Source organism: Bradyrhizobium zhanjiangense (assembly GCF_004114935.1).
Classification (GTDB): Bacteria; Pseudomonadota; Alphaproteobacteria; order Rhizobiales; family Xanthobacteraceae; genus Bradyrhizobium; species Bradyrhizobium zhanjiangense.
In genome coordinates this window covers 1,760,606-1,783,052 of record NZ_CP022221.1, presented here as the reverse complement: position 1 = coordinate 1,783,052, position 22,447 = coordinate 1,760,606, and the positions used below count along the sequence as shown (strand labels likewise).

Here is a 22,447-nt window from a genome sequence, read left to right as displayed (position 1 = left end):
GCCATGCCGCTTCCGTCGTCTTGCACGCGAAACTGCATTCCTGAGCGCGGGGGCGTCGGTCTGAAGGCCGAGCATTACCGCACCATTATCGACTCGCAGCCGGACGTCGGCTTCTTCGAGGTTCATGCGGAAAACTACATGGGCGCGGGCGGGCCGCCGCACCGCTATTTGTCGGCCATTCGCGAGCGATATCCGCTCTCGCTTCACGGTGTTGGACTGTCGATCGGCGCCGATCGGCCGCTCGATAAGGATCATCTCAAACGCCTTGATCGGCTGATCCTTCGCTACCGACCGGGCTTGTTTTCGGAGCATCTGGCGTGGTCATCCCACGACACCGGGTTTCTCAATGACCTTCTGCCGGTGCCCTATACCGGCGAGACGCTCGCGCGCGTCGTTGAACATGTGGATCAGGTGCAGAGCTGCCTCCGACGGCAGATGTTGCTGGAGAATCCATCGACCTATCTCGCCTTCGCCGAAAGCACATATTCGGAAATCGACTTCATCGCCGAGGTGGTCCGCCGCACAGGTTGCGGCCTGCTGCTCGACGTCAACAACGTCTACGTCGCCTCGACCAACCAGCAGTGGGATCCGTTCGCCTACATCGATGCCTACTCGCTCGCTCACGTCCAGGAAATTCATCTGGCCGGCCATACAACAGACCTCGACGGCAAGGGCCGGCCACTCCTGATCGACGCCCATAATCGCCCGGTCGACGAAGTCGTTTGGGATCTCTACGCCCATACGGTCCGGCTTACGGGTCCCGTTCCCACGTTGATCGAATGGGACGCCGACGTGCCCGCCTGGCCCATGCTCCAGCACGAAGCGGAACGCGCCGAGGCGATCATGCTTGCAACCCAATCGGAGGCCGTGCGTCGTGCAGCAGCTCGCTGAAGGGCAACGCGACTTCGCGGCGGCTTTGCTGGATCCAGGGCTCCCGATGCCCGATGGTCTTGTCGGTCCGGACGGTGAACCGGATCCGAAGCGATTCGCGGTCTACAGAAACAATGTCGTGGTCAGCCTCATTGAGGCCCTGGAAGATGCGTTCCCAGCGGTGCACCGCATCGTCGGCGCCGACTTCTTTCGCGCCATCGCGCGCGCCTATATCAGGGTCCAGCCGCCGCGCTCGCCAATCATGCTGGATTACGGCGCAGGATTGCCGGATTTCATCCGGAGCTTCGAGCCGGCCGCCGGGCTCCCCTACTTGGAAGACGTTGCACGGATCGAGCGCGCCTGGACCGAGGCCTATCACGCACCCGAGGCTTCGCCGATTGATCCAAGCGCATTCAGCGCCGTTGCCCCCGACCAGCTGCCCGCGATGGAGCTGGAGCTTCACCCTTCGCTTCGCGTGCTCCGGTCGCAATTTCCGGCCCTGACGATTTGGCAGATGAATATTGCCGGCGGCGTCCCGGCCCCAGTCGATCTGGCCGCCGGCGAGGACGCGCTGATCGTTCGCCCCGCGGCCGACGTTGAAGTTCGCTTGATCACCAAGGGCAGCCAGGAATTTATCCAGGCGCTGAGCGACGGAAAGCCGGTGCTCGCCGCGCTTGAAGCGGCGTTGACCGCGAATTCCCGGTTCGACCTCACGGCCAACCTTTGCGATCTCTTGCGCGCGGGTGCCGTCGTCGGGTTCAGCTTGGGGCGAGAGGCGACGCGGTCATGACCACGCATGTGAGCATCGCAGCGATCGAGAATGCCGTTCGAGAGCTTGCGGCTTGGCTCGCCCGCGTCGCTCGGATGGTAGCTCCACCGGTGCTGCGGATCGCGCTCGCCGTGCCCTTCTTCAAATCCGGGTTGACCAAGTGGGATGGCTTTCTCTCGCTGTCGCCGGCTGCCGAGTTCCTGTTCGAGGACGAGTTCAAGCTGCATATTTTTGGCCAGGCTTACGACTTCCCCCTTCCGACCGCCGTCGCGTACCTCGATAGCATTGCCGAGATCGTGCTTCCCGTTCTGCTTGTCCTTGGTCTCGCGACCCGCTTTTCGGCGCTGGCCCTCCTGGTCATGACGGGAGTCATTCAACTCGTGGTGCCGGAGGGGTGGGCGAATTTTCACCTGCCCTGGGCGGGGCTGGCGCTGGCCCTCATCGCCCTTGGTCCCGGGGCGCTCTCCCTCGACCATTGGTTTGAACGGCTGCCGCGGCCCTGGAAACAGGGAGGCGCCTGATGTCGGCGTCCCGCTCCGCGTTATATGTGCGTCGGGCCCTGTGGAGCGCTCGCCCATGACGCACGACCCTCGCAGCCGTGGACTGAGACTCGTCGGAAAGGACGACAGCGGCGGCGCGCACCCGACAACCTCGGTCGCCAGGGATGTCGACTGGTCTATCCTGATGGCCCGCGCACAGGAGGGGGATCGAGCCGCCTATCACCGGCTGCTTCAGGAAATCACGCCGTATTTGCGTTCCCTTGCGGCGCGGCGGCACCGTGACCCCGGCGATGTCGAGGATTCGGTTCAGGACGTTCTTCTGACCGTCCATTCAATCCGGCAGACCTACGATCCGGCCCGGCCCTTTGCGCCGTGGCTGGTCGCAATCGCCAACCGGCGATTCATTGATCGGCTGCGCCGCCAGGGTCGCACCAGAGACCGTGAAATACCTTTGACCGCCGAGCATGAAACCTTTTGCGAGCCTGCAGCGAACCTAGAAGAGAGACCGGACCAGCGAGAGCTCGAGGGGATGGTCAATAACCTCCCTCCTGCCCAACAGAGTGCGATCCGGTTGCTCAAGCTCAAGGAGTTGTCATTAAAGGAGGCGGCAGCATTGAGCGGCATGTCCGTCACGTCTCTTAAGGTGAACGCCCATCGCGCGCTGAAGAGCCTGCGGAGAATGCTGCTCGACCGGAGCGAACCGTGATCAAAACACCCGATCTCATTGCTTCCCTAGCGGCAAACGCCACGCCGGTGCGGCGGTTGCGACCGCCAGTCATGCGGGCGGCGTGCTGGCTCCTGCTCGCAGCGGTCGTCTTGACGCTGCTGGCCGTCAACCAGGGGATTCGCCCCGACCTGGTGCAGCGGCTGCAGGAGCCAGCCTTTGTCGTCAGCATGGCGGCCGCAGCTCTGACGGGCGTGCTCGCGGCCATCGCGGCCTTCCTGGTCAGCCTCCCCGATCGGTCGCGCCTGTGGCTTCTGCTGCCGATACCCGCCCTGATCCTGTGGCTTTCGAATGTCGGCTATCAGTGCCTCACGCAATGGGTCGCAATCGGACCTGACGGCATGAGCGTTGGCGAGGCCGCGCGTTGCTTCGCCACGCTCGTGCTCACGAGCCTGCCATTGTCGCTCGCGATGCTCGTGATGCTGCGCTACGCGGCGCCGCTCCGTCCCACCGCCGCGACCTTCATGGGCAGCCTGGCCGTCGCCGCGATCACGGCAACGGCGCTGTCGCTATTCCACGTCATCGATGCGACCGTGATGATCCTGATGTGGAACTTCGGCACGGCGATCCTGTTTGTTGGGCTCGCGGGCGTGTTTGGCCGGAAAATGTTCCGATGGGTGGCGCCGCGAACGCTTTATGCGAAGGACTGAGCTCGTCCGCATCGCGCCAGCTCCGCGACGCATCCCTTCGCCGAACAGAGCATTGGGCAAAGAGATCAGGCTGGATCACAAGCCCAAAAGCCCCGCTTCTCAACCATGAAGGATGAGTTTAATGACCAATCCCGCACCACTGTTTCCACGGCAGCCCGTACCGCCGCTCCACGTCGACCTTGCCTCGGGCGGCTCCTTCGATCCCGCAAGCGAGAAGCCGGCGCAGTTCACGCTTCTCGTGTTCTATCGAGGCCTTCACTGCCCGATTTGCAAGACCCAGCTGAAGGAATTGGAATCGAAGCTCGACGAGTTCGACAAGCGCGGCGTTGCCGTGGTGGCAATATCATCCGACACGAGAGAACGAGCGTTGCAGACCACGGAAGCCTGGGGATTGACGCGGCTGCGCATCGGCTATGGACTCGATCTCGCTGTTGCGCGGCGCTGGGGCTTGTTCGTTTCATCAGGGCGCGGCATGACGTCGGCCGGTGTCGAAGAGCCCGCGCGCTTCTCCGAGCCCGCGCTCTATCTGATCCGGCCGGACGGCACGCTGTACTTCGGCAGCGTCCAGACCATGCCGTTCGCGCGGCCGCACTTCTCCGACATTCTGGCTGCGATCGACTATGTGCTCAAGAACAACTATCCGGCGCGCGGTGAAGCAACGGACGTGTAGAAATGTTGATTGCGCGCCGGGCCGTGACGCCCGACGTAGTTGCAGAAAGCTACCAGCTTTCCTTTGGAGTTCATCGGATCGTGTTTCGGTGCGTGGCCATCTTGGAGACGGCTAATAGATTTGCCATCGCATCATTCCTCCTGGCAATGGCGCTCCGATGGGGCGCGGCCGCGGAAATTATCCCTGCTGCCGCCCCCAGGTTCTCCGAATTCACGCTGTCGGCTCCCGGCAGCCATCCGTCCGCAATCACCACTGGGCCCGACGGTGCGCTGTGGTTCACCGAGGCCGCAGGCAGGATCGGGCGAATTACCACTGATGGCAACATCACCGAATTCACGATCAAGGGGGGCGGCGTTTTGCATTCCATCACGCTGGGGCCTGACGGCGCGCTGTGGTTCACTGAGTTCACGTCGAAGAAGATCGGGCGCATTCCGACGACCGCTACGGCTGAAAACTTGCAACTGACCGAGTTCACAGTCCCTGGGCCGGCTGGACCGCTTGGCATCACGACCGGGCCGGATGGTGCCTTGTGGTTCACCGAAGCGGTTGGAGACAGAATCGGGCGGATCACGACGACCGGTGTGATCACCGAATTCACGATCCCCACCGCCAAGAGTGTTGCGATCACGACTGGACCCGACGGCGCGTTGTGGTTCACATATGCTCGTGGCAAAGTCGGGCGGGTGACGACCACGGGCGCAGTCACCGAGTTCACGATCCCCCCGGAGAATAGTAGCCCGGGGGGTATCACGACTGGGCCAGACGGTGCGCTGTGGTTCACCGAGTCGGTTACTGGCAAGATCGCACGAATGACCACCGACGGCGCGATCACCGAATTCGCGCTTCCCGATCCCAATGCTCAGCCGTGGGGCATCACGACGGGACCAGACGGTGCCTTGTGGTTTACCGAAGCCAGTTGCATTCGCCAGCCAGGTCCGCGCTGTATCATTGGCAACAAAATCGGCCGGATCACGACCACCGGTTCGATCACCGAATTCGCAGTTCCCTCGGACGGCAGTGGCCCCCACAGTATCACGACTGGGCCGGACGGCGCGCTGTGGTTCACTGAGTACTATGGGAGCAGGGTCGGACGCCTGCTGCTTCCATTGTGATGCACTGGCGGGCCTGAGCCGCTACCATCAGGAGTACAAAATCGTAGGAAATCGTAGTTTGGTGTACAAAATCGTAGCTTTGGTAGCTGGGGTCCGCTACATCGCGAAACCCACTATTTCCGAGGCCGATGGGCGTTCAAAGTTCGCTCGAAACGAGGTTGGCCGGCGCTGCAAGAGTTACGAGGCGGCGCTCTATCGGACGGCGTCGAAGAGCCGGCGCGACATGCTCTGTCCGGTGGTGTGCGTCTCCCGCTGTGGTCAGTCTTGGTATGGCGGCCGTCAGCGAAACAGCTCTATTCAGATGCGGCGTGTTCATGGGCTAATCGCAGACGAGATACCTGCGATGGCGGCTGTAAACGTAACGGCACTCGCTACTCGAGTAGTAGCTCGAGCGCGTCCCCTCATAGCCGTATCCGGCATAGGCCCCGGCTGCGTATGCGCCGGCATAAGCCGCGGCGCGCGCCCCATATCCGTAGCCATGCTCGCCGCCGTAGCGATGGCCGGCGCCACCGATGTTAACCGCCGTCGTCCGCGCGCCCACCACAGCCGGCCCACCGCCGGCACCTCGCGCGGCAAGATTAATGCGCGGCCCGGCCGCTGGACCGAGGCGAGGGCTGGGACCAGGGGCGGCGGGACCGGGAGCTGCGAGGGCTGGGGGCCCTGCCGGCGCCATCGGCGGAGGTCCGGCGGGCGCCATCGGCGGCGGCGGCGGCGGAAATTGCGCAAATGCAACAGATGGGGCGAGCGAACTCGCCGCGACCGTCACAGCGACAGCAAAGGTTGATAGCGTCTTCGAGAGCATCGTCGTCTCCATTCTAGATTTGGGGCTCGAGCACAGGCTGCTCGGCGTGGTGAGCGGGCCTGTCTTCAGCCGGCGCGTCGTTCGGAACGGCTTCCGGCTCGTGTGAAGGTGCTTCATCCGCATGATCCGGACGGATCTGGAACCACGCCACATACAGCGCCGGCAGAAACAGCAGCGTCAGCAGCGTACCGACGATGATGCCGCCCATCATGGCGTAGGCCATCGGGCCCCAGAAAATTTCCCGCGCGATCGGAATGAGCGCGAGACTTGCTGCGGCGGCCGTGAGCAGGATCGGACGCATGCGGTGCTCGGTTGCTTCCACCACGGCATCCCAGGCCGGCCGGCCCTCCTTCTTGAGATCCTCGATCTGCACGATCAGGATCACGGAGTTTCGGATCAGGATGCCGATGAGGGCCAGCACGCCGAGAATAGCCACGAAGCCCAGCGGCGCACCGCTCGGGAGCATGGCGATGACGACGCCGATCAGCGCGAGCGGCGCGACCGCGAACACCAGGAACAGCCGCGAAAAGCTCTGCAGCTGCACCATCAGCACGGTGGCCATGACGAACAGCATCAGCGGCACCACCGCGACGATCGGTCCCTGGCTCTTGGCACTCTCCTCCACCGAGCCGCCGATCTTGATCGCGTAGCCCGCGGGCAGCTGCTTGGCAAACTCCGCCACCTTCGGCGCGAGCTGGTCGACGACCGTCTTCGGCTGAACGTTGCTGACGACGGCGGCCTTGAGAGTAATCGTTGGAATCCTGCCGCGCCGCCAGATCGTGGGCTGCTCCAGCTCGTAGCGCAGATTGGCGACGGCCCCGAGCGGCACGGACTGGCCGCCGAGCCCGGTCAGTTGCAGGTCGCGCAGCGTATCGATCGAAGCGCGTTCCGGCGCGGTCGCTCGTCCCGTGACATTGACGAGATAGATGCTGTCGCGCACCTGCGTGATCGGCGTGCCCTGGAGCACCGAGGTCAGGGTGGTGGCGATATCTTCCGAGGTGATACCGAGCTGACGTGCCTTGTCCTGGAGCACGTCGACCTTGACGACGCGCGCCGGCTCCATCCAGTCGAACACCACGTTGCCGAGGTCAGGACTGCTGCGAATGACGCCGGCAAGCTTCTGCGAGAGAGCGCGGACTTCAGCGACGTCGGGGCCGCTCAGGCGGTATTGCACCGGACGGCCGACGGGAGGACCGACCTCGAGCAGCTTGACGTAGGTGTCGGTGCCGGGGAACGTCTTCCGCAAATAGTCCTCGAATTGCGACTTCAGCTTGTCGCGCGCGGCGATAGCGCCCTTGGTCACGATCACCTGCTGGCCGAACCAGGTGTTGGCCGTCTGCACGTCGAACGACAGCACGAAGCGCGGCGCGCCGGTTCCGACGTAAGTCGACCAGTGCTCGACCGAGCCGTTGCCCTGCAATTGCTCGCGCTCGAAGCGCGCCATCTGGTTGTTGGTCTCGGTGATCGAGGCATTCTGCGGCAGGTTCCAGTCAATCACGAGCTCGGCGCGGTCCGACGAGGGGAAGAACTGCTGCTGCACGAACTGCAAGCCGAACAGGGCGAGCAGGAAGGCGCCGGCCGTCACCGCGACGGTGCTCCAGCGATGATGCATGCAGAACAGCAGCAGGCGCCCGAACATCTGCGCGAGGCGGCCCTTCTGCTCGTGATGTCCCTTCATTTTCGCAGGCAGAATAGTGACGCCAAGCAGCGGCGTGAACAAGACCGCCACGATCCATGAGACGATCAGCGACACCGCGATCACCACGAACAGGGTGAAGGTGAACTCGCCGGCGTTGCTGCTGTTGAGCCCGATCGGGATGAAGCCGGCCACGGTGACCAGCGTTCCCGTCAGCATCGGGAACGCGGTCGACGTATAGACGTGGGTTGCCGCGTTTTCGAGCGGATCCCCGATCTCGAGCCGCGCCACCATCATTTCGACCGCGATCATGGCGTCGTCGACCAGGAGCCCGAGCGCGATGATCAGCGCGCCCAGCGAAATGCGCTGCAGCGAGATCCCGCAATAGGCCATCACCACGAAGGTGATCGCAAGCACGAGCGGAATGGCGACGGCAACCACCAGACCGGCACGCAGGCCCAGGCTCAGGAAGCTGATGCCGAGCACGATGATCACGGCCTCGAACAGCGCTTCGGTGAAGCCCGAGACGGCATGCTCGACCACGACGGGCTGGTCGGCCACGAGGTGGACCCCGATGCCGATCGGCAGGTCGGCGATGATCTTCGTCATCACCTCCTTCAGCGCCTCGCCGAACTGGAGCAAATTGCCCCCGGATTTCATGCCGATCGCGAGCGCGATGGCGGGCTGACCGTTGTATCGGAACAGGGTTGACGGCGGATCGGCGTAGCCGCGCGTGATGGTCGCGACATCCGTCAGCGGGAAGAAGCGGTCGTTGATGCGCAGATTGACCGCCTTCAGGCTCGCCTCCGAGGTGAACTGGCCGTTGACGCGGACGCTGATCCGCTCCGGCCCCTCCTGGAACACGCCGGAGGGCGCCACCGCGTTTTGGCCCTGCAGCGAATTCATGATGGCGTGGACGTCGAGGCCGAGCGCCGCGATCTTGCGGGTGGAGAATTCGAGATAGATCACCTCGTCCTGCGCGCCGAGAATGTCGACCTTGCCGACATCGGGCACCGTCAGCGCCTTGGCCCGGATGTCCTCGACCTGGTCGCGGAGCTGTCGCTGGCTCAAGCCGTCGCTGGTGAAGGCATAGACGTTGCCGAAGACGTCACCAAAGCGGTCGTTGAAACCGGGTCCGATCACGCCACGTGGAAAATCGCCCCTGATGTCTGCGATCATATTGCGGACGCGCACCCAAGTCGGCTTGACGTCTGCCGCCTTGGTCGAATCGCGCAAGTAGACGAAGACGGTGGTCTGACCCGCGACCGTCACGCTCTTGGTGTAGTCGAGCGATTCCAGCTCCTCCAGCTTCTTCTCGATCCGGTCGGTGACCTGCCTCGTCATCTCCTCGGGCGAGGCGCCCGGCCACTGCGCCTGTATCACCATGGTCTTGATGGTAAAGTCAGGATCCTCCTGTCGTCCCAGCTGGAGATAGGCAAACAGGCCGGCCGCCATGAAGGCGATCATGAAATACCAGACGAGCGAACGATGGCCGAGCGCCCAGTCGGAGAGGTTGAACGACTTCATGGCTCTTGATCCTGTTCGAAGCGGACGTGCTGTCCCGGCTTGAGGCTGTGAATTCCGGCAGTAACGACGCGGGTGCCCGCGGCAAGCCCGCCGGTGACGCGGATGCCCGCCGGTTCGGCGACACCATCGATCTTCTGCAGCGAGACGGTGCCGGCGGACTGATCGACCACCCAGACGAAATCGACGCCGTCCTTGGCGAGGACCGCCGATGCGGGCAGGCGCAAGACCTTGCTCTGATCCTTGCCGAACTTTGCCGTGACCGTCGCGCCGAGACGGTAGCTTTCGGGCGGGTTGTCGAGCGCAATCCGGACGCGTCGCAGCCGCGTCACGGCGTCGGCTTGTGGCGCGATTTCGCGAATCCTGCCCTCGACCTGAACGGTAGGGAGGAGCTGCAGGCTGACGGTGAACGGAAGACCGACTTCGAGCGGCACAGGCAGGTCTTCCCCGATATCGACCACCGCCTCGCGAATGTCCGGGCGCGCGACCGTCACGACGGTTTGACCGGGCGAGACCACCTGGCCAACCTCCGCGCCGACGGCGGTGACGACGCCGCCGAAGTCGGCTCTGATCTGGGCATAGCCGAGTTGCTCGATCGCTTTGGTCAGGTTCGCCTGTTCCTGCGCGACGCTCGCTTCGGCGCCAGCGCGGGCCTGCTCGGCATTATCAAGCGTCTGCCTGGTGGTCGCATCGCTGGTGATGAGCGTGCGTTGCCGCTCTTCCGTGGCCCTGGCCGTCGCAAGCTGCGCCTCGGCCTTGGCAAGCTGAGCTTTGGCCGCGCGAACGGCGAGATCGAGTGCGGTGGGATCAATCGTCCCGATGATCTGTCCTTCGCTGACGATGTCGCCAACGTAGACCGGACGCGAAGTCAGCCGCCCGAGTACGCGAAAGCCAAGGTTGGTCTTGTAGCGCGGCTCGACGACGCCGACCGCAATCGTGCTGTCACCGCTGTTCGGCTTGGCCACCATTGAGAACACGGGGCGCACGGGCTCCGGCGCGCTCGTCTCCTGCTGACAGCCGGTGAGCAGCGAGGCCGCCGCGAGCGTGCCAGCGATCATCATGACCTGTCGCTTCATGACTGACCCCCGTCCTCAGTGACCGACTGACCGACGCTCAAGAGCTTGCCGCCGTCGACGACGACGCGCTCGCCAGGCTCGAGGCCTGCCTTGATCAGCACCTGACCGGCTTCGTAGGCGCCGACCGTGACGGGCTTCAGCGATGCTGTCTGCGTTTTCGGGTCTACGGTCCAGACGGCAGGCCTCCTGCCTGCGGCCATCAGCGCGCTCCAGGGCAAGGCGATTTCCTTCTGAGCTTTCGCCTTCACCGTTCCCGAGACGGCGCTGCCCAGCGTCAACGCAGCCGCCGGGTTCTCGATGGACACCTTGACGCGGATCGTGGAGCTCTTCGCGTCGATCGCCGGTGAAATCTCTCTCATCTCTCCCGTCGCTGTCACGCCGGGATCGGAGACCAGCGCCAGCGTCACGCAGCGGCTGTCGGTCTGGCCAAGGAAGACGGATTCGTAGACCTCGAAGACGGCATCCCGCTCCCCGTCTTGAGCAAGCGAGAACACGGGTTGGGCTGCCGGAACGATCTGCCCGACCTCGAGATTGCGCGCGGTAATGACGCCGTCCGCTTCAGCGCGCAGGACGGTATACCCGAGCGCTTCGCGCGAGGTGCCCAGCTGCGCCTTGGCCGCCTCCAGCACTCCCTCTGCGGTTCGCAGACCTTCCTGGGCCTGGTCGTAAACGGTCCGGGTAGTGAAGCCGCTTGCGATCAGCGCTTTCTGCCGCTCGAACGTGGCCTTCGCCACGCGCAGCTGGGCTTCGGCGGAGGCCACTGCCGCGGTCGCGGCATCGACATCGGCCTGTTGCTCGGCCGGATCGAGCCGGGCGAGGACGTCGCCCTCGTTGACGTGAGCACCAACATCCACGGTGCGAGCGATCACACGTCCGCTGACGCGGAACGAAAGATCGGCACGGAAGCGCGCCTGGACCTCTCCGGTCAATGTGATGGCGGCTTGCCGGTCGCGCGGCTGCACGATCGTGGTCCGGACCAGCGTTGCTCGTGTCTGCGCCGCGTGATCATTGCAACCGGTCAGCGCAATGCTGACAAGCACGGTCGCTGCGGCGAGGGCCTTCGCTGCACGTGGCGTTCGAACGTGATGAATCGGATCGGAGGATTGGTTTGTCATGACGCGTCCGTACGATGGGAAGGCGACAACAGCCCGCCAAGCGCATCGGCGGATTGGCGGGGGATGAACAATCCGCGTTCTTGCTGACGCAGTAGTCCCGCCAAGGGATCGGTCTCAACGGTGGGCCCGCGTTGATCGGCCGCCGCGCTTGCCGTGAGCACTGCTTTATTTGAAGCGGTGGCTCTCGTGCGGCGCGGAGCCCTCATCTGGCGCGTTGCGATCGACCAGTTTGCGCCCCGTTCGCGCTCGGTCAGCGGGAACGAAAGGACAATCGAGGTGAATTCGGCGCCGAAACCCTGCTCGATCCGACCGCCGAGCGCCCGCGCGATATCCCTGCCAATGCGCAATTCGCGGTCGGAAGTCTCCCGCGCGGGACGTGAGCCGTTGTCCAGGATCACGCAGTTCACGAGCGCACCGGTACGGGTCAGCTTGATCCTGATCTGCCCCGCCCGGGCATCGAAACAAGCGTGCCTTGCCGCGTCCATCACGAGCTCATGGACGATCAGCCCCAGATGCCAGCAGCGCTGCGGCTGAAGCGCGAGCGACTGGGTTGCGAATGCCAGCTGAATGTTCATCCGGTCCAGGACTGCCCGGCGCATGCCACAACCCAGCTTGCGGATGTAGGTCGCGGCCTGGGTCAGCGTTTCACCCGCCGGCATGGCCAACGTACGATGCACGTCAGCGTAGCCATGCAACAGCTCGACGACATCGCTGAGCGCGCTCTTGGCTTCGGTCCCCTCCACCCTGATTGCGGCGGCGGAGACCAGATTGATGGTGAAGGCGACACCGTTGGTGACCCTGCAATGCAGCTCGCGCAGCAGCACGCCTTCCGGCAGGCCAGACGAGGCTGGGCTCAACACAGACACGACATTCTCCTCATTCCCTCGGGCGATCGGAGTCGAACGCCCCACATCTTTGCGACCCTGATCGTCAGGAGCACCCGCCAAAGCTCGCGCGCGTGCAGATCAAAGCATTAATAAACTAAACCGTATATTTTCTTTTTCTTGCCTTTCTTCGCGAACCATGTCAAGCGAGAAAGCGACGCGCACAGACTCGTGATTTCGGAGGTCCAAGAATGAAGAAGACGAAGCGAGGCAGACCGCCCAAGGATCTTGCCGGCGACGCGCCAGCGCGCATTCTCGATGCGGCCCAGCAGCTGTTTCTGGAGAAGGGCTACCGCAGCGCTAGCATCGACGACATTTCCGAGCTTGCTCCTGCGAGCAAGCCGACGATCTATGCCCACTTCCCCGGCAAGGAAGCGCTGTTCGCGGCGGTCGTGGCACGCACCATCGACGGCTTGACGGACTTCGAGGGCTTTTCGCCCCAGGGCCGCACCATCGAGGACAAGCTGATGAGCCTCGGGACCGCCATCGTCGAAAGGGTGGTCGAGGAATCGCTCGGCATGGTGCGCGCGACGATCGCGGAATCGCAGCGGTTCCCCGAACTGAGCCGCAACGTTCACGACGCTGCGCGCGATCGCTCCCTGGCCGCGGTGTCCCAGTTGCTGGACGACGCCACGCAGAAGCTCGCTCGCACCCCGAAGGGCCCTTTCAGCGCCAAGCGAAGCCGTGCTACCGCGCAGATCTTTCTCGACCTGATTCTGCTACCGATGCTGTTTCGGTCGCTCGTCGGTGAAACTCAGAAGGACCTGAAGAAGGAGCTTCCCGGTTTCGTGCGCGAGCGCGTGGGCTTCTTCCTGGCCGCCTGCGAGACGGACTGGTCGTACTAGCTGTCTCCTTTACACGGTTGGCTTGGAAGCTTTCGCATCAGCCGGCGGCCTTGAGCTGCACGTGAGCTGCCATCTCGGCCGGCTGCAGGAATGGCGCGCGACGCAAAGCGCCCGTACAAAATCTCAACATCTCCTCGAAGCTTGGTCGCAGCGTCGCGGCTCCGATCCGCGACGGATTGAGATGGACGTCCATGGCTTCCAGCAGGCAGCAGGTCAGCGCCATCGGACTGCCGCCCTGCAGTTCACCGCGTGCTTGCCCCACGCCGATGACCGGTCGCACCAGCCCTCGGATCCTGTCGTCGTAGGTGAGGACGACCGTCCAGTTTTCACGAACGGCCAGAGTTATCAGGTCTTGCAGTCTTCGATGCTTCGCCGGTCGAGCTTCATTGCAGTCGGCGATGGCCTTCAGGATTGCGGCCAGGCGCCGTAACGCTGGTCCACTGCTGCCAGCCGCCTCAGCCGCCACACTGACCGCCTCCTCGAGCACCTGCTCCACCACAGCCTCCTCGATCGCCCGCCTCGAGGGAAAGAATCGATAGACGCTTGCCGAAGACATCTCCAGACTCCGCGCGATGTCGGCGACGGTGGTCTTGTTGTGTCCCATCTCGCCATAGAGATGGATGGCGGCCTGCACGATCCTGCGGCGGGCACTCCTCGCTCGATCGTCAATCTGCTTGCGCATAGCGTCACTCACTGCGCCAAAGGGTTCATCAGCTCCCGGCGGCAGGCCTCTCCGAAATCGCGCAAGGGATCCATTTCCTCGATGAATTTGGGGAGATCGACGAATGTGCGATTGGGCGAGACATATGTTTCGATGATCAGGTGCCCAGCTCTCTCGGCGGCCTGAACGACCTCGTTGCTCGACAGGATCCGCATGCGTCCGACCAGCGTATAGAGGCTGACCAGTTGCGGGATTTCGGCCCGATCGTTGACCAGGGCGTCGGCATAGAGGCGCGATGCCTCCTCGATGAAGCTATGGTACAATTGCTCGCGCTTCGAGAACGAGCGGGCATGATGAAGCTCACGACGTCTTCGGCGTCCGGTAAACCATCCACTGATGATGGTCGAGAGCGCGCCGAACGCAGAGCCGCCGAAGGCAGCCAGGGCCGGTATATACACCGTGCTCATAAAATCGCTCCTCTCTCCTGTCGCAGTGCAGATCAACTTCGCTGTTCATCTGCCCTTGCTTGATCCGGCGGATGCCTGCTCGAACACCGCCTTACACCCTTCGCTCAGATCCGATTTCCTGAGCCGCAGACAGGCTTCCACTCCCGACGGGTCAGGAATGTAGGCACTGCATAGACGAAAGGCGTCAGGCGTGCAGGCCGCCCGCTGCTCCGGTGTACCTCGGTTCTCCTCGGCAAAAGCTGTTGCGCTGCCAAGCGCGACTACGGCTGCTGCGAACAACGCCGGCATTAATCTCATCATGTCAGATCCCTTCTCTGCTCGAGGCTTCTAGTTGAACCTGGCGGAGCCTCGCCGCCTTTGATCCTGCACACGCGCTTGTGACGCACTGGTCTTGACTTCGGCCGTGGCGCGTGATTTATATGAACTATACGGTGTATTTTATTAAGGAGACGCCGAATGTCAACCCTGCTGTTTGCGTTGATGCGCGAAAATCCGTTGCCCGGCCTCGGCGCCGCATCGCTGAACGTGATTGTCGCCTTGTGCCTCGTGGCCCTGAGCGTGTTGCTCGGCATCACGATCGCCATCGCGTGGGCCCATACGCTCGCCGCGCGCGCGCCCGAGGCGGTTCGGCTCGAGCCGAGGACGGTCGCATGACAGCGGCCCTGCTGATCGCCCGCGACTGCATCATCTACTGGGTCAACGTCTGGATCGCGCCCGTCGAATGCGTGTTCGACGTGATCGAGTCAGAACTCGCGCGCAGAGGCGTTGCGCCCGAGGAATTCGACCGTCTATCGCAGGCGGCGTGAGACGACGCCCGGTGTCCTGACATGCTGAACTTCATCGAAGTGTTTGACGTGATGGAAGTGAGTCCGACGAGTGGGGAGGCCATCTGGACCGGTCGCACCGGAACACGAACGGCGCTCCAGCGCGACGGATTCATGATCGACCCGAAAGCCAGCGCCTATTGTCCGACGGACTGGCTCGACGAGCGAGGCTATCTCGATGTCGAGCTCGCACGCCGGCACCCGCGCCCCTGGAGCATTTGATGATGAGACGGACTGATTTGCTCGTCAGGAACGACCTACCGTGAGCCGACGATCCGCAATGTTCATGCGTGCGAGCCAGCCGACCGACTCCGCCCTACCCTTGCGCGGCTATTTCCTGTCGGTGGGTGGAGCGCTGGTCTGCCTGCTCTTGCTGGCGAGCTGGGTGCTGCCGACGCAACTGCCGGCTCATCCTGCCGAGCCGGACCCTGCACTTCCCCCAATCCGCATCCACTCCGCCGTGAAACCACCGGAGCGCGTCGTGATCGATACGAATCAGTCGCTGCCGGGGCCCTCCGACAAGGAGATCGTCGTCGCGCATTCGCCCGCGGCGAGCGACTAATCAACCAGATTCGAGATTGATCCGATGTCGAAACAGCATTTGCTTGCCCTGATCGTGTCGACCGCCACGCTGGCCGCCACCTGCGCCGTGGCGGACGTCAGAAATGCCCCAGCGGCCGACAGTCAAACTGCGGCCGCGCAGAGCGATACCGAAGAGGCCGCCATCCGCCGCGTCCTCTCGGAATTCCGCACCACGCGCGTCCCGCTCAGCCGAGCGATGCTGATTGCGGAACACCTGCATGACGGCTCGAAGACCGCCGACATCAGCTTCGAAATCGACGGCCCGCCCGTCTATCGCGTCCGCACGATCAAAAATGAACACGTGTGGGAGAACGTCGTCGATGCCAATACCGGCAGGATCACCGGCAAGGAGCTGACGTCGTCGCTGAAGGAGCTCGATCGCAACGACCTCGCCAACGTCCTCGCCCTGAGATGGATCAAGCAGGAGTTGTCGGATGCCGTAGAGGTCGCTGAGAGAGCGGCGGCCGGCAGCGCGCTGGCCGGTGGCGTGATCCGACAGGACGGCAAGCTCAACTTCGTGATCGTCGTCGCCGCCGGGGACCATTTGAAGGAAGTGATGCTCGAGCCGCCCAAAGTCGGAAAGCAGGAATCGAGCCGTCACTAACAAGGCATCGCCATCACCAGTCAAAGAGCCCACTCGCCATGAACTTCCAGCCTCGACCGCAGCTCTCATCCGCGCAACGGCAGCTCCCCTTCGATTGCATCGCATTGCTGTTGCAAGGCGGCGGCGCGCTTGGCGCCTACCAGGCGGGCGTCTACGAAGCCCTTGCCGAAGCCAGCATCCACCCCGATTGGGTCGCCGGCATTTCGATCGGAGCGATCAATGCCGCGATCATTGCCGGGAACGCGCCCGAGTCCCGTGTTGACCGCCTGCGCGATTTTTGGACCCAGGTCACCTCGACCGCGCCCTGGGTTTGGTCCGGCAATCCTTTCCTCGATTGGACGCGGATCGACAATACGCGCAACCTCATCAACCAGATGAGCGCCGGTCTGGCGGCCACATGTGGCGCCACCGGATTCTTCTCCGCCCGTCCCGTCCTGCCCTGGCTGCAGCCCGGCGGAGCCAGCGATGCGACCAGCATCTATGACACGCGCGCGCTCAAGACCACGCTGGAGCGCCTGGTTGACTTCGATCGTATCAATGCCGGGCTGACGCGCTTCAGCGCCGGCGCGGTCAACGTCCGAACCGGTAATTTCGTCTATTTCGACAGCACGACCCATACCATCGGGCCGGAGCACATCATGGCCAGCGGCGCGTTGCCGCCGGGCTTTCCGGCCGTCGAAATCGAGGGCGAGCACTATTGGGACGGCGGCCTCGTCTCAAACACACCGCTGCAATGGGTGATTGAATCGAATGCCCCGCAGGACATGCTCGCGTTCCAGGTCGACCTCTGGAGCGCGCGCGGTCAACTTCCGCGCAACATGGCTGAGGTCGTCACGCGGCACAAGGAAATCCAGTATTCGAGCCGCACGCGCGCCAGCACCGACCAATTCAAGCATGTGCAGCGCCTGCGGCGCGCACTCACCGATCTATTGGGGAGGCTGCCCGACGATCTCAGCCAGCATGACGACGTGAAACTGCTCAGCACGGCGGTCTCGCGGAACGTCTACAACATCGTTCATCTGATCTATCGCGCGCGCAATCACGAAGGGCATTCCAAGGACTACGAGTTCTCGCGGCTGTCGATGCAGGACCATTGGCGCGCCGGCTATCATGACGCGCTGCGCACCCTGCGTCATCCCGAGGTGCTCGCTCGGCCCTCGAGCCCTGACGGAGTCTTCACCTTCGATCTCGAACACGACGGCCGCGAGTAACCGAACCTCATCGCCTGGAGATATCGCAAATGCGCGAGACTGATGTGAAACAACGGGCCTTCGCCATGCCCCTGACCAACCCGGCCTATCCGCCCGGGCCATACCGGTTCGTCGATCGCGAATACCTGATCATCACCTATCGGACCGATCCGACAAAGCTCCGGACGCTGGTTCCGGGTCCGCTCGAGGTCGACGAGCGAGAAGCTCTCGTCAAATACGAGTTCATCCGCATGCCCGATTCCAACGGCTTTGGTGACTACACGGAAAGCGGCCAGGTCATCCCCGTCTCCTTCCGTGGACGCAAGGGCGGTTACACCCATTGCATGTTCCTCAACGACGAAGGACCTATCGCGGGCGGACGCGAGCTCTGGGGCTTTCCGAAGAAGCTTGCGCAACCGACCTTGCGAACCGAGGTCGATACGCTGATCGGCACGCTGGATTACGGCCCCGTGCGCGTCGCCACGGGGACGATGGGCTACAAGCACCGCGAGGCCGATCTGGCGAAGGTCAAGGCCACGCTTATCGAGCCGAACTTCCTGCTCAAGATCATCCCGCACGTCGACGGCAGCCCACGCATCTGCGAGCTCGTTCAATATCATCTCGAGGACATCGTGCTGAAAGGTGCATGGACCGGACCGGCGGCCCTGGCCCTGACGCCACACGCCTTGGCGCCGGTCGCCGAACTGCCGGTCCTGGAGATCGTCTCAGCCGTCCACATCCGCGCCGATCTTACGCTCGGTCTCGGGACGGTGGTGCACGACTATCTGCACCAGCCGGCTCGCGGCTCGATACGAACCGGCGAGAGAGCTCTGGTCTTCTAAGTCAAAATGCGCGCCGCGCAGCTCGGTTCTGATTGGTATTTTACAAGGAAAGTGTACGACATGGGAATTCTGAACGGTAAGACGGCTGTCGTCACCGGCTCAACCAGCGGCATTGGCCTCGCCTGCGCGCAGGCCTTCGCCAAGGCGGGCGCCAATGTCGTGATGAATGGCATGGGCGCGCCCGCCGACATCGAGAATGAACGTACTGCGATCGAGCGCGCTTTTGCGGTTCGGGCGATCTACTCGCCCGCGGACATGACAAAGCCGAACGAGGTCGCCGAGCTCATCGCTCTCGGCGAAGCGACATTCGGCAGCGTTGACATCCTGGTCAACAATGCCGGCATCCAGCACGTTGCGCCGGTCGAGGAATTCCTCGCCGAGAAATGGGATGCGATCATCGCGATCAACCTGTCCGCCGCGTTTCATGCCATCCGCGCGGTCGTGCCCGGCATGAAGAAGCGTGGTTGGGGGCGCATCATCACTACAGCTTCGGCGCATTCACTTGTCGCCTCGCCCTTCAAGTCGGCCTATGTCGCGGCCAAGCACGGCATCGCGGGCCTCACCAAGACTGTGGCGCTGGAACTCGCCCGCTCGAAGATCACCTGCAATTGCATCAGTCCCGGCTACGTCTGGACGCCGCTGGTCGAGAAGCAGATTCCGAACACGATGGCGGCCCGCCGCATGCGGCGAGACGAGGTGATCAGCGACGTCCTGCTCGCCGCGCAGCCGACCAAGGAGTTCGTCACCGTCGAGCAGGTTGCTTCGCTCGCGCTGTTCCTGTGCAGCGACGACGCCGCTCAGATCACCGGCGCCAACCTCTCGATGGATGGGGGCTGGACGGCAGCCTAGCCCGTTCACTTCACGGAGCAATCGATCATGTCTTCTCTCAAGGCAACCAGCCGCTTCAACCAGACCGGGACCTTCCAGCTCAACGTTGCGGAAGATAACGGCCTGCTCAATGCCCTGCGCCTGTGCGAGGCCAGCTACAATGCGGATGTCCTGCCGCGCGATACCGTGGTGGTGGCTCCGAGCGAGTTCTATGCAGCAATGTGTTTCAGGCCGTCGCGGACGCGGCCAAGGACCGGAGCTGAAAGGGCAAGGCATTTTCCCTATCTCGCGGCCTGAGGGACATCGCATCAGCCGCGAAGCAGTTGACCCAAGTCAACACGGGCAAAGCCAAGCTCGGGGATCATGCAATTCGAACAGTCAATGGAGACGGTCATGTCAGAGCAGAGCAGCATGCATTTCTACCTGAATTGGGCCAAGGAGCGCATCGACGAGATGGATGCCGCGCTCGCCTCGTTCGAGGTCAAGGCGGGCGAGGCCAAGGCCGACTCCAAGGTCAAGTCGGAGCAGATCATCGCCGAGCTGAAGAAGCGCCGCGACGAATTCCAGGTGCAGCTCAAGGCACAAGCCGAAGCCGGCGAAGCGGCCTGGGCAAGGGGCAAGACAGAGCTCGAGAAGCAGTGGAACGCATTCGAGGCGCAGATGAAGGTCTACTTCGAGGGCGCCGGCAAGCAGCTCGAGCAGCAGCAGGCCACCTTCAAGGACATCGCCGCCGCGCAGGCAAAGGCCTGGCGCGAGGCCGCCGACAAGTTCCGTGAGGCTGCCGGCAAGGTCGCCGCGGCACATACCGGAGACTTCGACGCCGCGCTCAAGCAAATGAAGTCCGGTGCGTCGGAGGCGGAAGCGCGTCTGCAGAAGCTGAAGCAGGCCGGCAGCGAGTCATGGACGGTGCTGAGCGGAGCGCTCGCCGAGTCTCGCAAAGCCTTCGATCAGGCCAATCAGGCGGCTTGGAATGCGCTAAGAGGTTCTGGCACGAAGAGCTGAAGGTCACCGGATTTCACAAGCCCCGGTTCAGGCAGGATATGCTTGGCGATCTCCCTTCTTAGCGAGCTCGAGCACCTAGCAGCACGGCGCTTTGGGCGCGGAGTGAGTTCGGTGAAGCTCAATCACGGGCTGGCAAATCTCTCCCTGACATAATTCCGGCCCTGCACTCGATCAGCTAGCATCAGGAGCGCAAAATCGTAGTTTGGCGTACAAAATCCCAAGATTGGTAGCGGGGGAGCGCTACCGCTTTTCCCCACACCAACCAAACCTGCGATATCTCATCCAATCTTACGCATAGGCGGTTCGTGAGCCTTGGGGCCAGCGAGCTTTACGCTTGTACCGCGGAATGTTGAAAGACCTTGCGCTACCAGTCGTGCGAAAGCGATTTCTGTCGTGGAAGATCGAAAGCGAGCGCGATATTCGGTGCCGCGATCGCAGGATTGGGCGGACCGTTTCCTTGGGAGCCAGCCTAGCTGCGATCGCGGCTTCAATCGCGGAGGCGCAACCACCGATACGGACGTTCGGTCCAAGTTGCTATCCGACTGAGGGATGCTCTGCGCCCCGAACGCAGTGAGCATCTTCTAAGTTATTGATCTTTCTTGTTGTGGCGATCCTCTCCGTCCCGTTTTGTTCACGGTCGTTTCACCCAATTCGTTGCGATTTCATTGCGGCCTCTGGCAACGAGAACGGCGCTCGCTGAGACATCGAACGTGAGCGTGGCAAGGCAACCTGACCAAGATCGAAATCAACAACACTAGTTCCGCTCGGAAAGAGGAGCATCCGTAGCGGCTTCCAAATGCGCTCGAAACTCTGCCCCGATGCGTTGGTCTTTACGTAACAAGCTCAATGCTTTCAGTCTTGGCTGAGGGGACCGGCCGGAGATGGGAATGGCGGAATCAAAACCTGCTTGATTATTCAACGATTTCAGCGCGCGTTTGGAAAAACGCACAGAATTGTACGTCAGCAATATCAACAGGTTGGCGGCAGTTTCCAAACGAATTGATGCACTATGACCACTGAGCATTTGCAGCGTTCCTAGACCAAACCCACTGATTAACCTACCGCCGGAAATGACAATTGCTACATCATTGGCCTACTGAGCGCGGCCCATTCTCAAGACTAATCGGGAAGACCGACTTCCGCCGGCGTACGCGTTCTGATCACGGTCGGGTAGATCGTCATTTCTGGAATCGAAGTCCGCTGGGGCATCAACGCCACAAAGCGCATAGCCTCTGCAAGATCTCGGGGCTGGATGCACTGATCCAATACTTCCTGAGAATATTGCACCTTCCGCCGTGTCATGATCGGCGTGTTGACTTCATTTGGGCACAAACAGCAGGTCCGGATTCCAAATTTCCAAGCCTCTTGCGTCAACGACAAGCTCAATCCTCTGACACCAAACTTCGAGGCAGAGTAGGCGGCACCCGAAAGGCCGGATACCTGCTGCGCGGAGGTGGAGGCGACATTGATGATCAAGCCCTCCGCTTGATCCTTCATCGTCGGAAACACCGCGTGAACCATATTGAAGGTGCCTGTCAGATTGACGTCGATGACGAAGTCCCAATCCTGGGGCGCAAGCTCCTCGAGTCGCCGATTGGACACATTGACTCCAGCGTTATTGACCAGGATATCTACGCGACCGAATTGGGCGATGAGCCGGGTGGATGCGGCGTCGACAGCGGCTCGGTCCGCAACATCGAGCGGCTCCGCGGTCGCCATTCCACCGGCCGCCATGATCTCCCCGTACACCTCCATGAGCGGCTCCAGCCGACGACCAATCAGCGCGACTTTGGCGCCCTCCGCCGCGAACATCGTCGCCGCCGCCTTGCCGATCCCAGTGCCGGCACCCGTAACCCACACGATCTTGCCGTTGAAGACACCCACGGCATGTCCTTTCCCGCGTCGCGGAGGTTGAAGCCAATCCTATTTGTCTAATGACCTAAGAGCAGCCTATGTAAGGAGCGATCGATTCCCCGGTCTCCGCAGACGTTCTCACCGGCACGATTTCCAAGTCCAACAGATCGTAGGCAGTCCCGAGCGTCCATTGCTGCATCAGCGCGAGATCCGAACCCTCCATGAGCTGGAAGCATCGATCGAAATTTTCTTCGATCCAGTTGCCGACAAGCGTCAAACCTTCCGGACGCGCCGTCGGCTTCCAGAGACCGGGCACCATCTGGCCATCCGGCCCACCCGTTGGCTTCTCGCGATACCGGCTGTAGACGGCCATCGCATCCCTGTTCTTGAAGCGCTCGATCGCCATGAAAAGCATG

28 protein-coding genes are annotated in these 22,447 nt (G+C 62.6%); 18 read left to right on the top strand and 10 right to left on the bottom strand.

Annotation, left to right across the window (positions count from 1 at the left end; genetic code table 11):
• The first annotated feature begins 3 nt into the window (after positions 1-3).
• The 7 genes from bufB (at position 4) to XH85_RS08545 (ending at position 5,295) form a co-directional block, all read left to right on the top strand.
• The gene (gene bufB / locus XH85_RS08575) at positions 4-891 is read left to right on the top strand and encodes an MNIO family bufferin maturase (RefSeq protein ID WP_128931545.1); all 888 of its coding nucleotides are present in this window, start codon (positions 4-6) and stop codon (positions 889-891) included.
• Entirely contained in the window at positions 875-1,660 is a 786-nt protein-coding gene (locus XH85_RS08570) for an HvfC/BufC N-terminal domain-containing protein (protein WP_128931544.1), read from the top strand. The genes bufB and XH85_RS08570 overlap by 17 nt, the downstream gene beginning before the upstream one ends.
• Entirely contained in the window at positions 1,657-2,160 is a 504-nt protein-coding gene (locus tag XH85_RS08565) for a DoxX family protein (protein WP_128931543.1), read from the top strand. Before XH85_RS08570 ends, XH85_RS08565 begins: the two co-directional genes overlap by 4 nt.
• 55 nt (positions 2,161-2,215) lie before the next feature.
• Entirely contained in the window at positions 2,216-2,845 is a 630-nt protein-coding gene (locus XH85_RS08560) for a sigma-70 family RNA polymerase sigma factor (RefSeq protein ID WP_128931542.1), read from the top strand.
• Positions 2,842-3,513: an NrsF family protein gene (locus XH85_RS08555; RefSeq protein WP_128931541.1), complete on the top strand. Its 672-nt coding sequence runs from the start codon at positions 2,842-2,844 to the stop codon at positions 3,511-3,513. Before XH85_RS08560 ends, XH85_RS08555 begins: the two co-directional genes overlap by 4 nt.
• 121 nt (positions 3,514-3,634) lie before the next feature.
• Positions 3,635-4,183, top strand: coding sequence for a peroxiredoxin-like family protein (locus XH85_RS08550; protein WP_128931540.1), 549 nt, complete (start codon positions 3,635-3,637; stop codon positions 4,181-4,183).
• Positions 4,184-4,185: 2 nt separating this feature from the next.
• Complete coding sequence (locus XH85_RS08545) at positions 4,186-5,295, top strand: Vgb family protein (RefSeq protein ID WP_208758090.1); 1,110 nt, start codon at positions 4,186-4,188, stop codon at positions 5,293-5,295.
• Between the two features lie 319 nt (positions 5,296-5,614).
• On the opposite strand, the gene XH85_RS08540 is transcribed toward XH85_RS08545, so the two are convergent.
• Genes XH85_RS08540 through XH85_RS08520 form a run of 5 tightly spaced genes read right to left on the bottom strand, consistent with a single transcriptional unit; the run spans position 5,615 to position 12,314 of the window.
• Positions 5,615-6,097 carry a hypothetical protein gene (locus XH85_RS08540; protein ID WP_128931539.1) on the bottom strand — a complete coding sequence of 161 codons (483 nt, stop codon included), beginning with the start codon at positions 6,095-6,097 and terminating at the stop codon, positions 5,615-5,617.
• A gap of 13 nt (positions 6,098-6,110) precedes the next feature.
• Positions 6,111-9,260 carry an efflux RND transporter permease subunit gene (locus tag XH85_RS08535; RefSeq protein WP_128931538.1) on the bottom strand — a complete coding sequence of 1,050 codons (3,150 nt, stop codon included), beginning with the start codon at positions 9,258-9,260 and terminating at the stop codon, positions 6,111-6,113.
• Entirely contained in the window at positions 9,257-10,333 is a 1,077-nt protein-coding gene (locus tag XH85_RS08530; RefSeq protein ID WP_128931537.1) for an efflux RND transporter periplasmic adaptor subunit, read from the bottom strand. Before XH85_RS08530 ends, XH85_RS08535 begins: the two co-directional genes overlap by 4 nt.
• Positions 10,330-11,448, bottom strand: a complete 1,119-nt coding sequence (locus XH85_RS08525) for an efflux RND transporter periplasmic adaptor subunit (RefSeq protein WP_128931536.1) — start codon at positions 11,446-11,448, stop codon at positions 10,330-10,332. Before XH85_RS08525 ends, XH85_RS08530 begins: the two co-directional genes overlap by 4 nt.
• A complete protein-coding gene (locus XH85_RS08520) occupies positions 11,445-12,314 on the bottom strand; it encodes a sensor histidine kinase family protein (RefSeq protein WP_245473901.1) in 870 nt (289 codons plus the stop codon). The genes XH85_RS08525 and XH85_RS08520 overlap by 4 nt, the downstream gene beginning before the upstream one ends.
• A 209-nt stretch (positions 12,315-12,523) precedes the next feature.
• Here XH85_RS08520 and XH85_RS08515 point away from each other — a divergent pair, with 209 nt between their 5' ends.
• The gene (locus XH85_RS08515) at positions 12,524-13,177 is read left to right on the top strand and encodes a TetR/AcrR family transcriptional regulator (RefSeq protein WP_128931535.1); all 654 of its coding nucleotides are present in this window, start codon (positions 12,524-12,526) and stop codon (positions 13,175-13,177) included.
• A gap of 37 nt (positions 13,178-13,214) precedes the next feature.
• On the opposite strand, the gene XH85_RS08510 is transcribed toward XH85_RS08515, so the two are convergent.
• A complete protein-coding gene (locus XH85_RS08510) occupies positions 13,215-13,811 on the bottom strand; it encodes a TetR/AcrR family transcriptional regulator (protein ID WP_245473900.1) in 597 nt (198 codons plus the stop codon).
• A 56-nt stretch (positions 13,812-13,867) separates the two neighbouring features.
• On the bottom strand, positions 13,868-14,341 hold the full coding sequence (locus tag XH85_RS08505) for a hypothetical protein (protein ID WP_128931533.1): 474 nt from the start codon (positions 14,339-14,341) through the stop codon (positions 13,868-13,870).
• Between the two features lie 420 nt (positions 14,342-14,761).
• Between XH85_RS08505 and XH85_RS08495 the strand changes: the two genes are divergently transcribed.
• The 10 genes from XH85_RS08495 to XH85_RS08455 all read left to right on the top strand — a co-directional run bounded on the left by XH85_RS08495 (position 14,762) and on the right by XH85_RS08455 (position 20,177).
• Complete coding sequence (locus XH85_RS08495) at positions 14,762-14,959, top strand: hypothetical protein (protein WP_128931531.1); 198 nt, start codon at positions 14,762-14,764, stop codon at positions 14,957-14,959.
• Complete coding sequence (locus XH85_RS44810) at positions 14,956-15,111, top strand: hypothetical protein (RefSeq protein WP_164940715.1); 156 nt, start codon at positions 14,956-14,958, stop codon at positions 15,109-15,111. The genes XH85_RS08495 and XH85_RS44810 overlap by 4 nt, the downstream gene beginning before the upstream one ends.
• A gap of 21 nt (positions 15,112-15,132) precedes the next feature.
• Positions 15,133-15,351: a hypothetical protein gene (locus XH85_RS08490; protein WP_245473899.1), complete on the top strand. Its 219-nt coding sequence runs from the start codon at positions 15,133-15,135 to the stop codon at positions 15,349-15,351.
• 40 nt (positions 15,352-15,391) lie between these two features.
• Positions 15,392-15,691, top strand: coding sequence for a hypothetical protein (locus XH85_RS08485; protein ID WP_128931530.1), 300 nt, complete (start codon positions 15,392-15,394; stop codon positions 15,689-15,691).
• Positions 15,692-15,715: 24 nt separating this feature from the next.
• Positions 15,716-16,315: a PepSY domain-containing protein gene (locus XH85_RS08480; protein ID WP_128931529.1), complete on the top strand. Its 600-nt coding sequence runs from the start codon at positions 15,716-15,718 to the stop codon at positions 16,313-16,315.
• A gap of 38 nt (positions 16,316-16,353) precedes the next feature.
• Complete coding sequence (locus XH85_RS08475) at positions 16,354-17,526, top strand: DUF3734 domain-containing protein (protein WP_128931528.1); 1,173 nt, start codon at positions 16,354-16,356, stop codon at positions 17,524-17,526.
• Positions 17,527-17,555: 29 nt separating this feature from the next.
• Positions 17,556-18,347, top strand: coding sequence for an acetoacetate decarboxylase (locus XH85_RS08470; RefSeq protein WP_128931527.1), 792 nt, complete (start codon positions 17,556-17,558; stop codon positions 18,345-18,347).
• A 60-nt stretch (positions 18,348-18,407) separates the two neighbouring features.
• Entirely contained in the window at positions 18,408-19,196 is a 789-nt protein-coding gene (locus XH85_RS08465) for a 3-hydroxybutyrate dehydrogenase (protein WP_128931526.1), read from the top strand.
• A gap of 27 nt (positions 19,197-19,223) precedes the next feature.
• Complete coding sequence (locus XH85_RS08460; RefSeq protein ID WP_128931525.1) at positions 19,224-19,472, top strand: hypothetical protein; 249 nt, start codon at positions 19,224-19,226, stop codon at positions 19,470-19,472.
• 96 nt (positions 19,473-19,568) lie between these two features.
• A complete protein-coding gene (locus XH85_RS08455; protein WP_128931524.1) occupies positions 19,569-20,177 on the top strand; it encodes a sll1863 family stress response protein in 609 nt (202 codons plus the stop codon).
• Positions 20,178-20,931: 754 nt separating this feature from the next.
• Here the strand turns inward: XH85_RS08455 and XH85_RS08450 are convergent.
• From XH85_RS08450 to XH85_RS08440, 3 genes are all read right to left on the bottom strand, one after another.
• A complete protein-coding gene (locus tag XH85_RS08450; RefSeq protein WP_128931523.1) occupies positions 20,932-21,201 on the bottom strand; it encodes a hypothetical protein in 270 nt (89 codons plus the stop codon).
• 95 nt (positions 21,202-21,296) lie between these two features.
• Positions 21,297-22,061 (bottom strand): SDR family oxidoreductase, encoded by a 765-nt coding sequence (locus tag XH85_RS08445; protein ID WP_128931522.1) that lies wholly within the window; start codon positions 22,059-22,061, stop codon positions 21,297-21,299.
• A gap of 55 nt (positions 22,062-22,116) precedes the next feature.
• Positions 22,117-22,446, bottom strand: coding sequence for a DUF3303 domain-containing protein (locus XH85_RS08440; RefSeq protein ID WP_128931521.1), 330 nt, complete (start codon positions 22,444-22,446; stop codon positions 22,117-22,119).
• Position 22,447 lies beyond the last annotated feature (1 nt).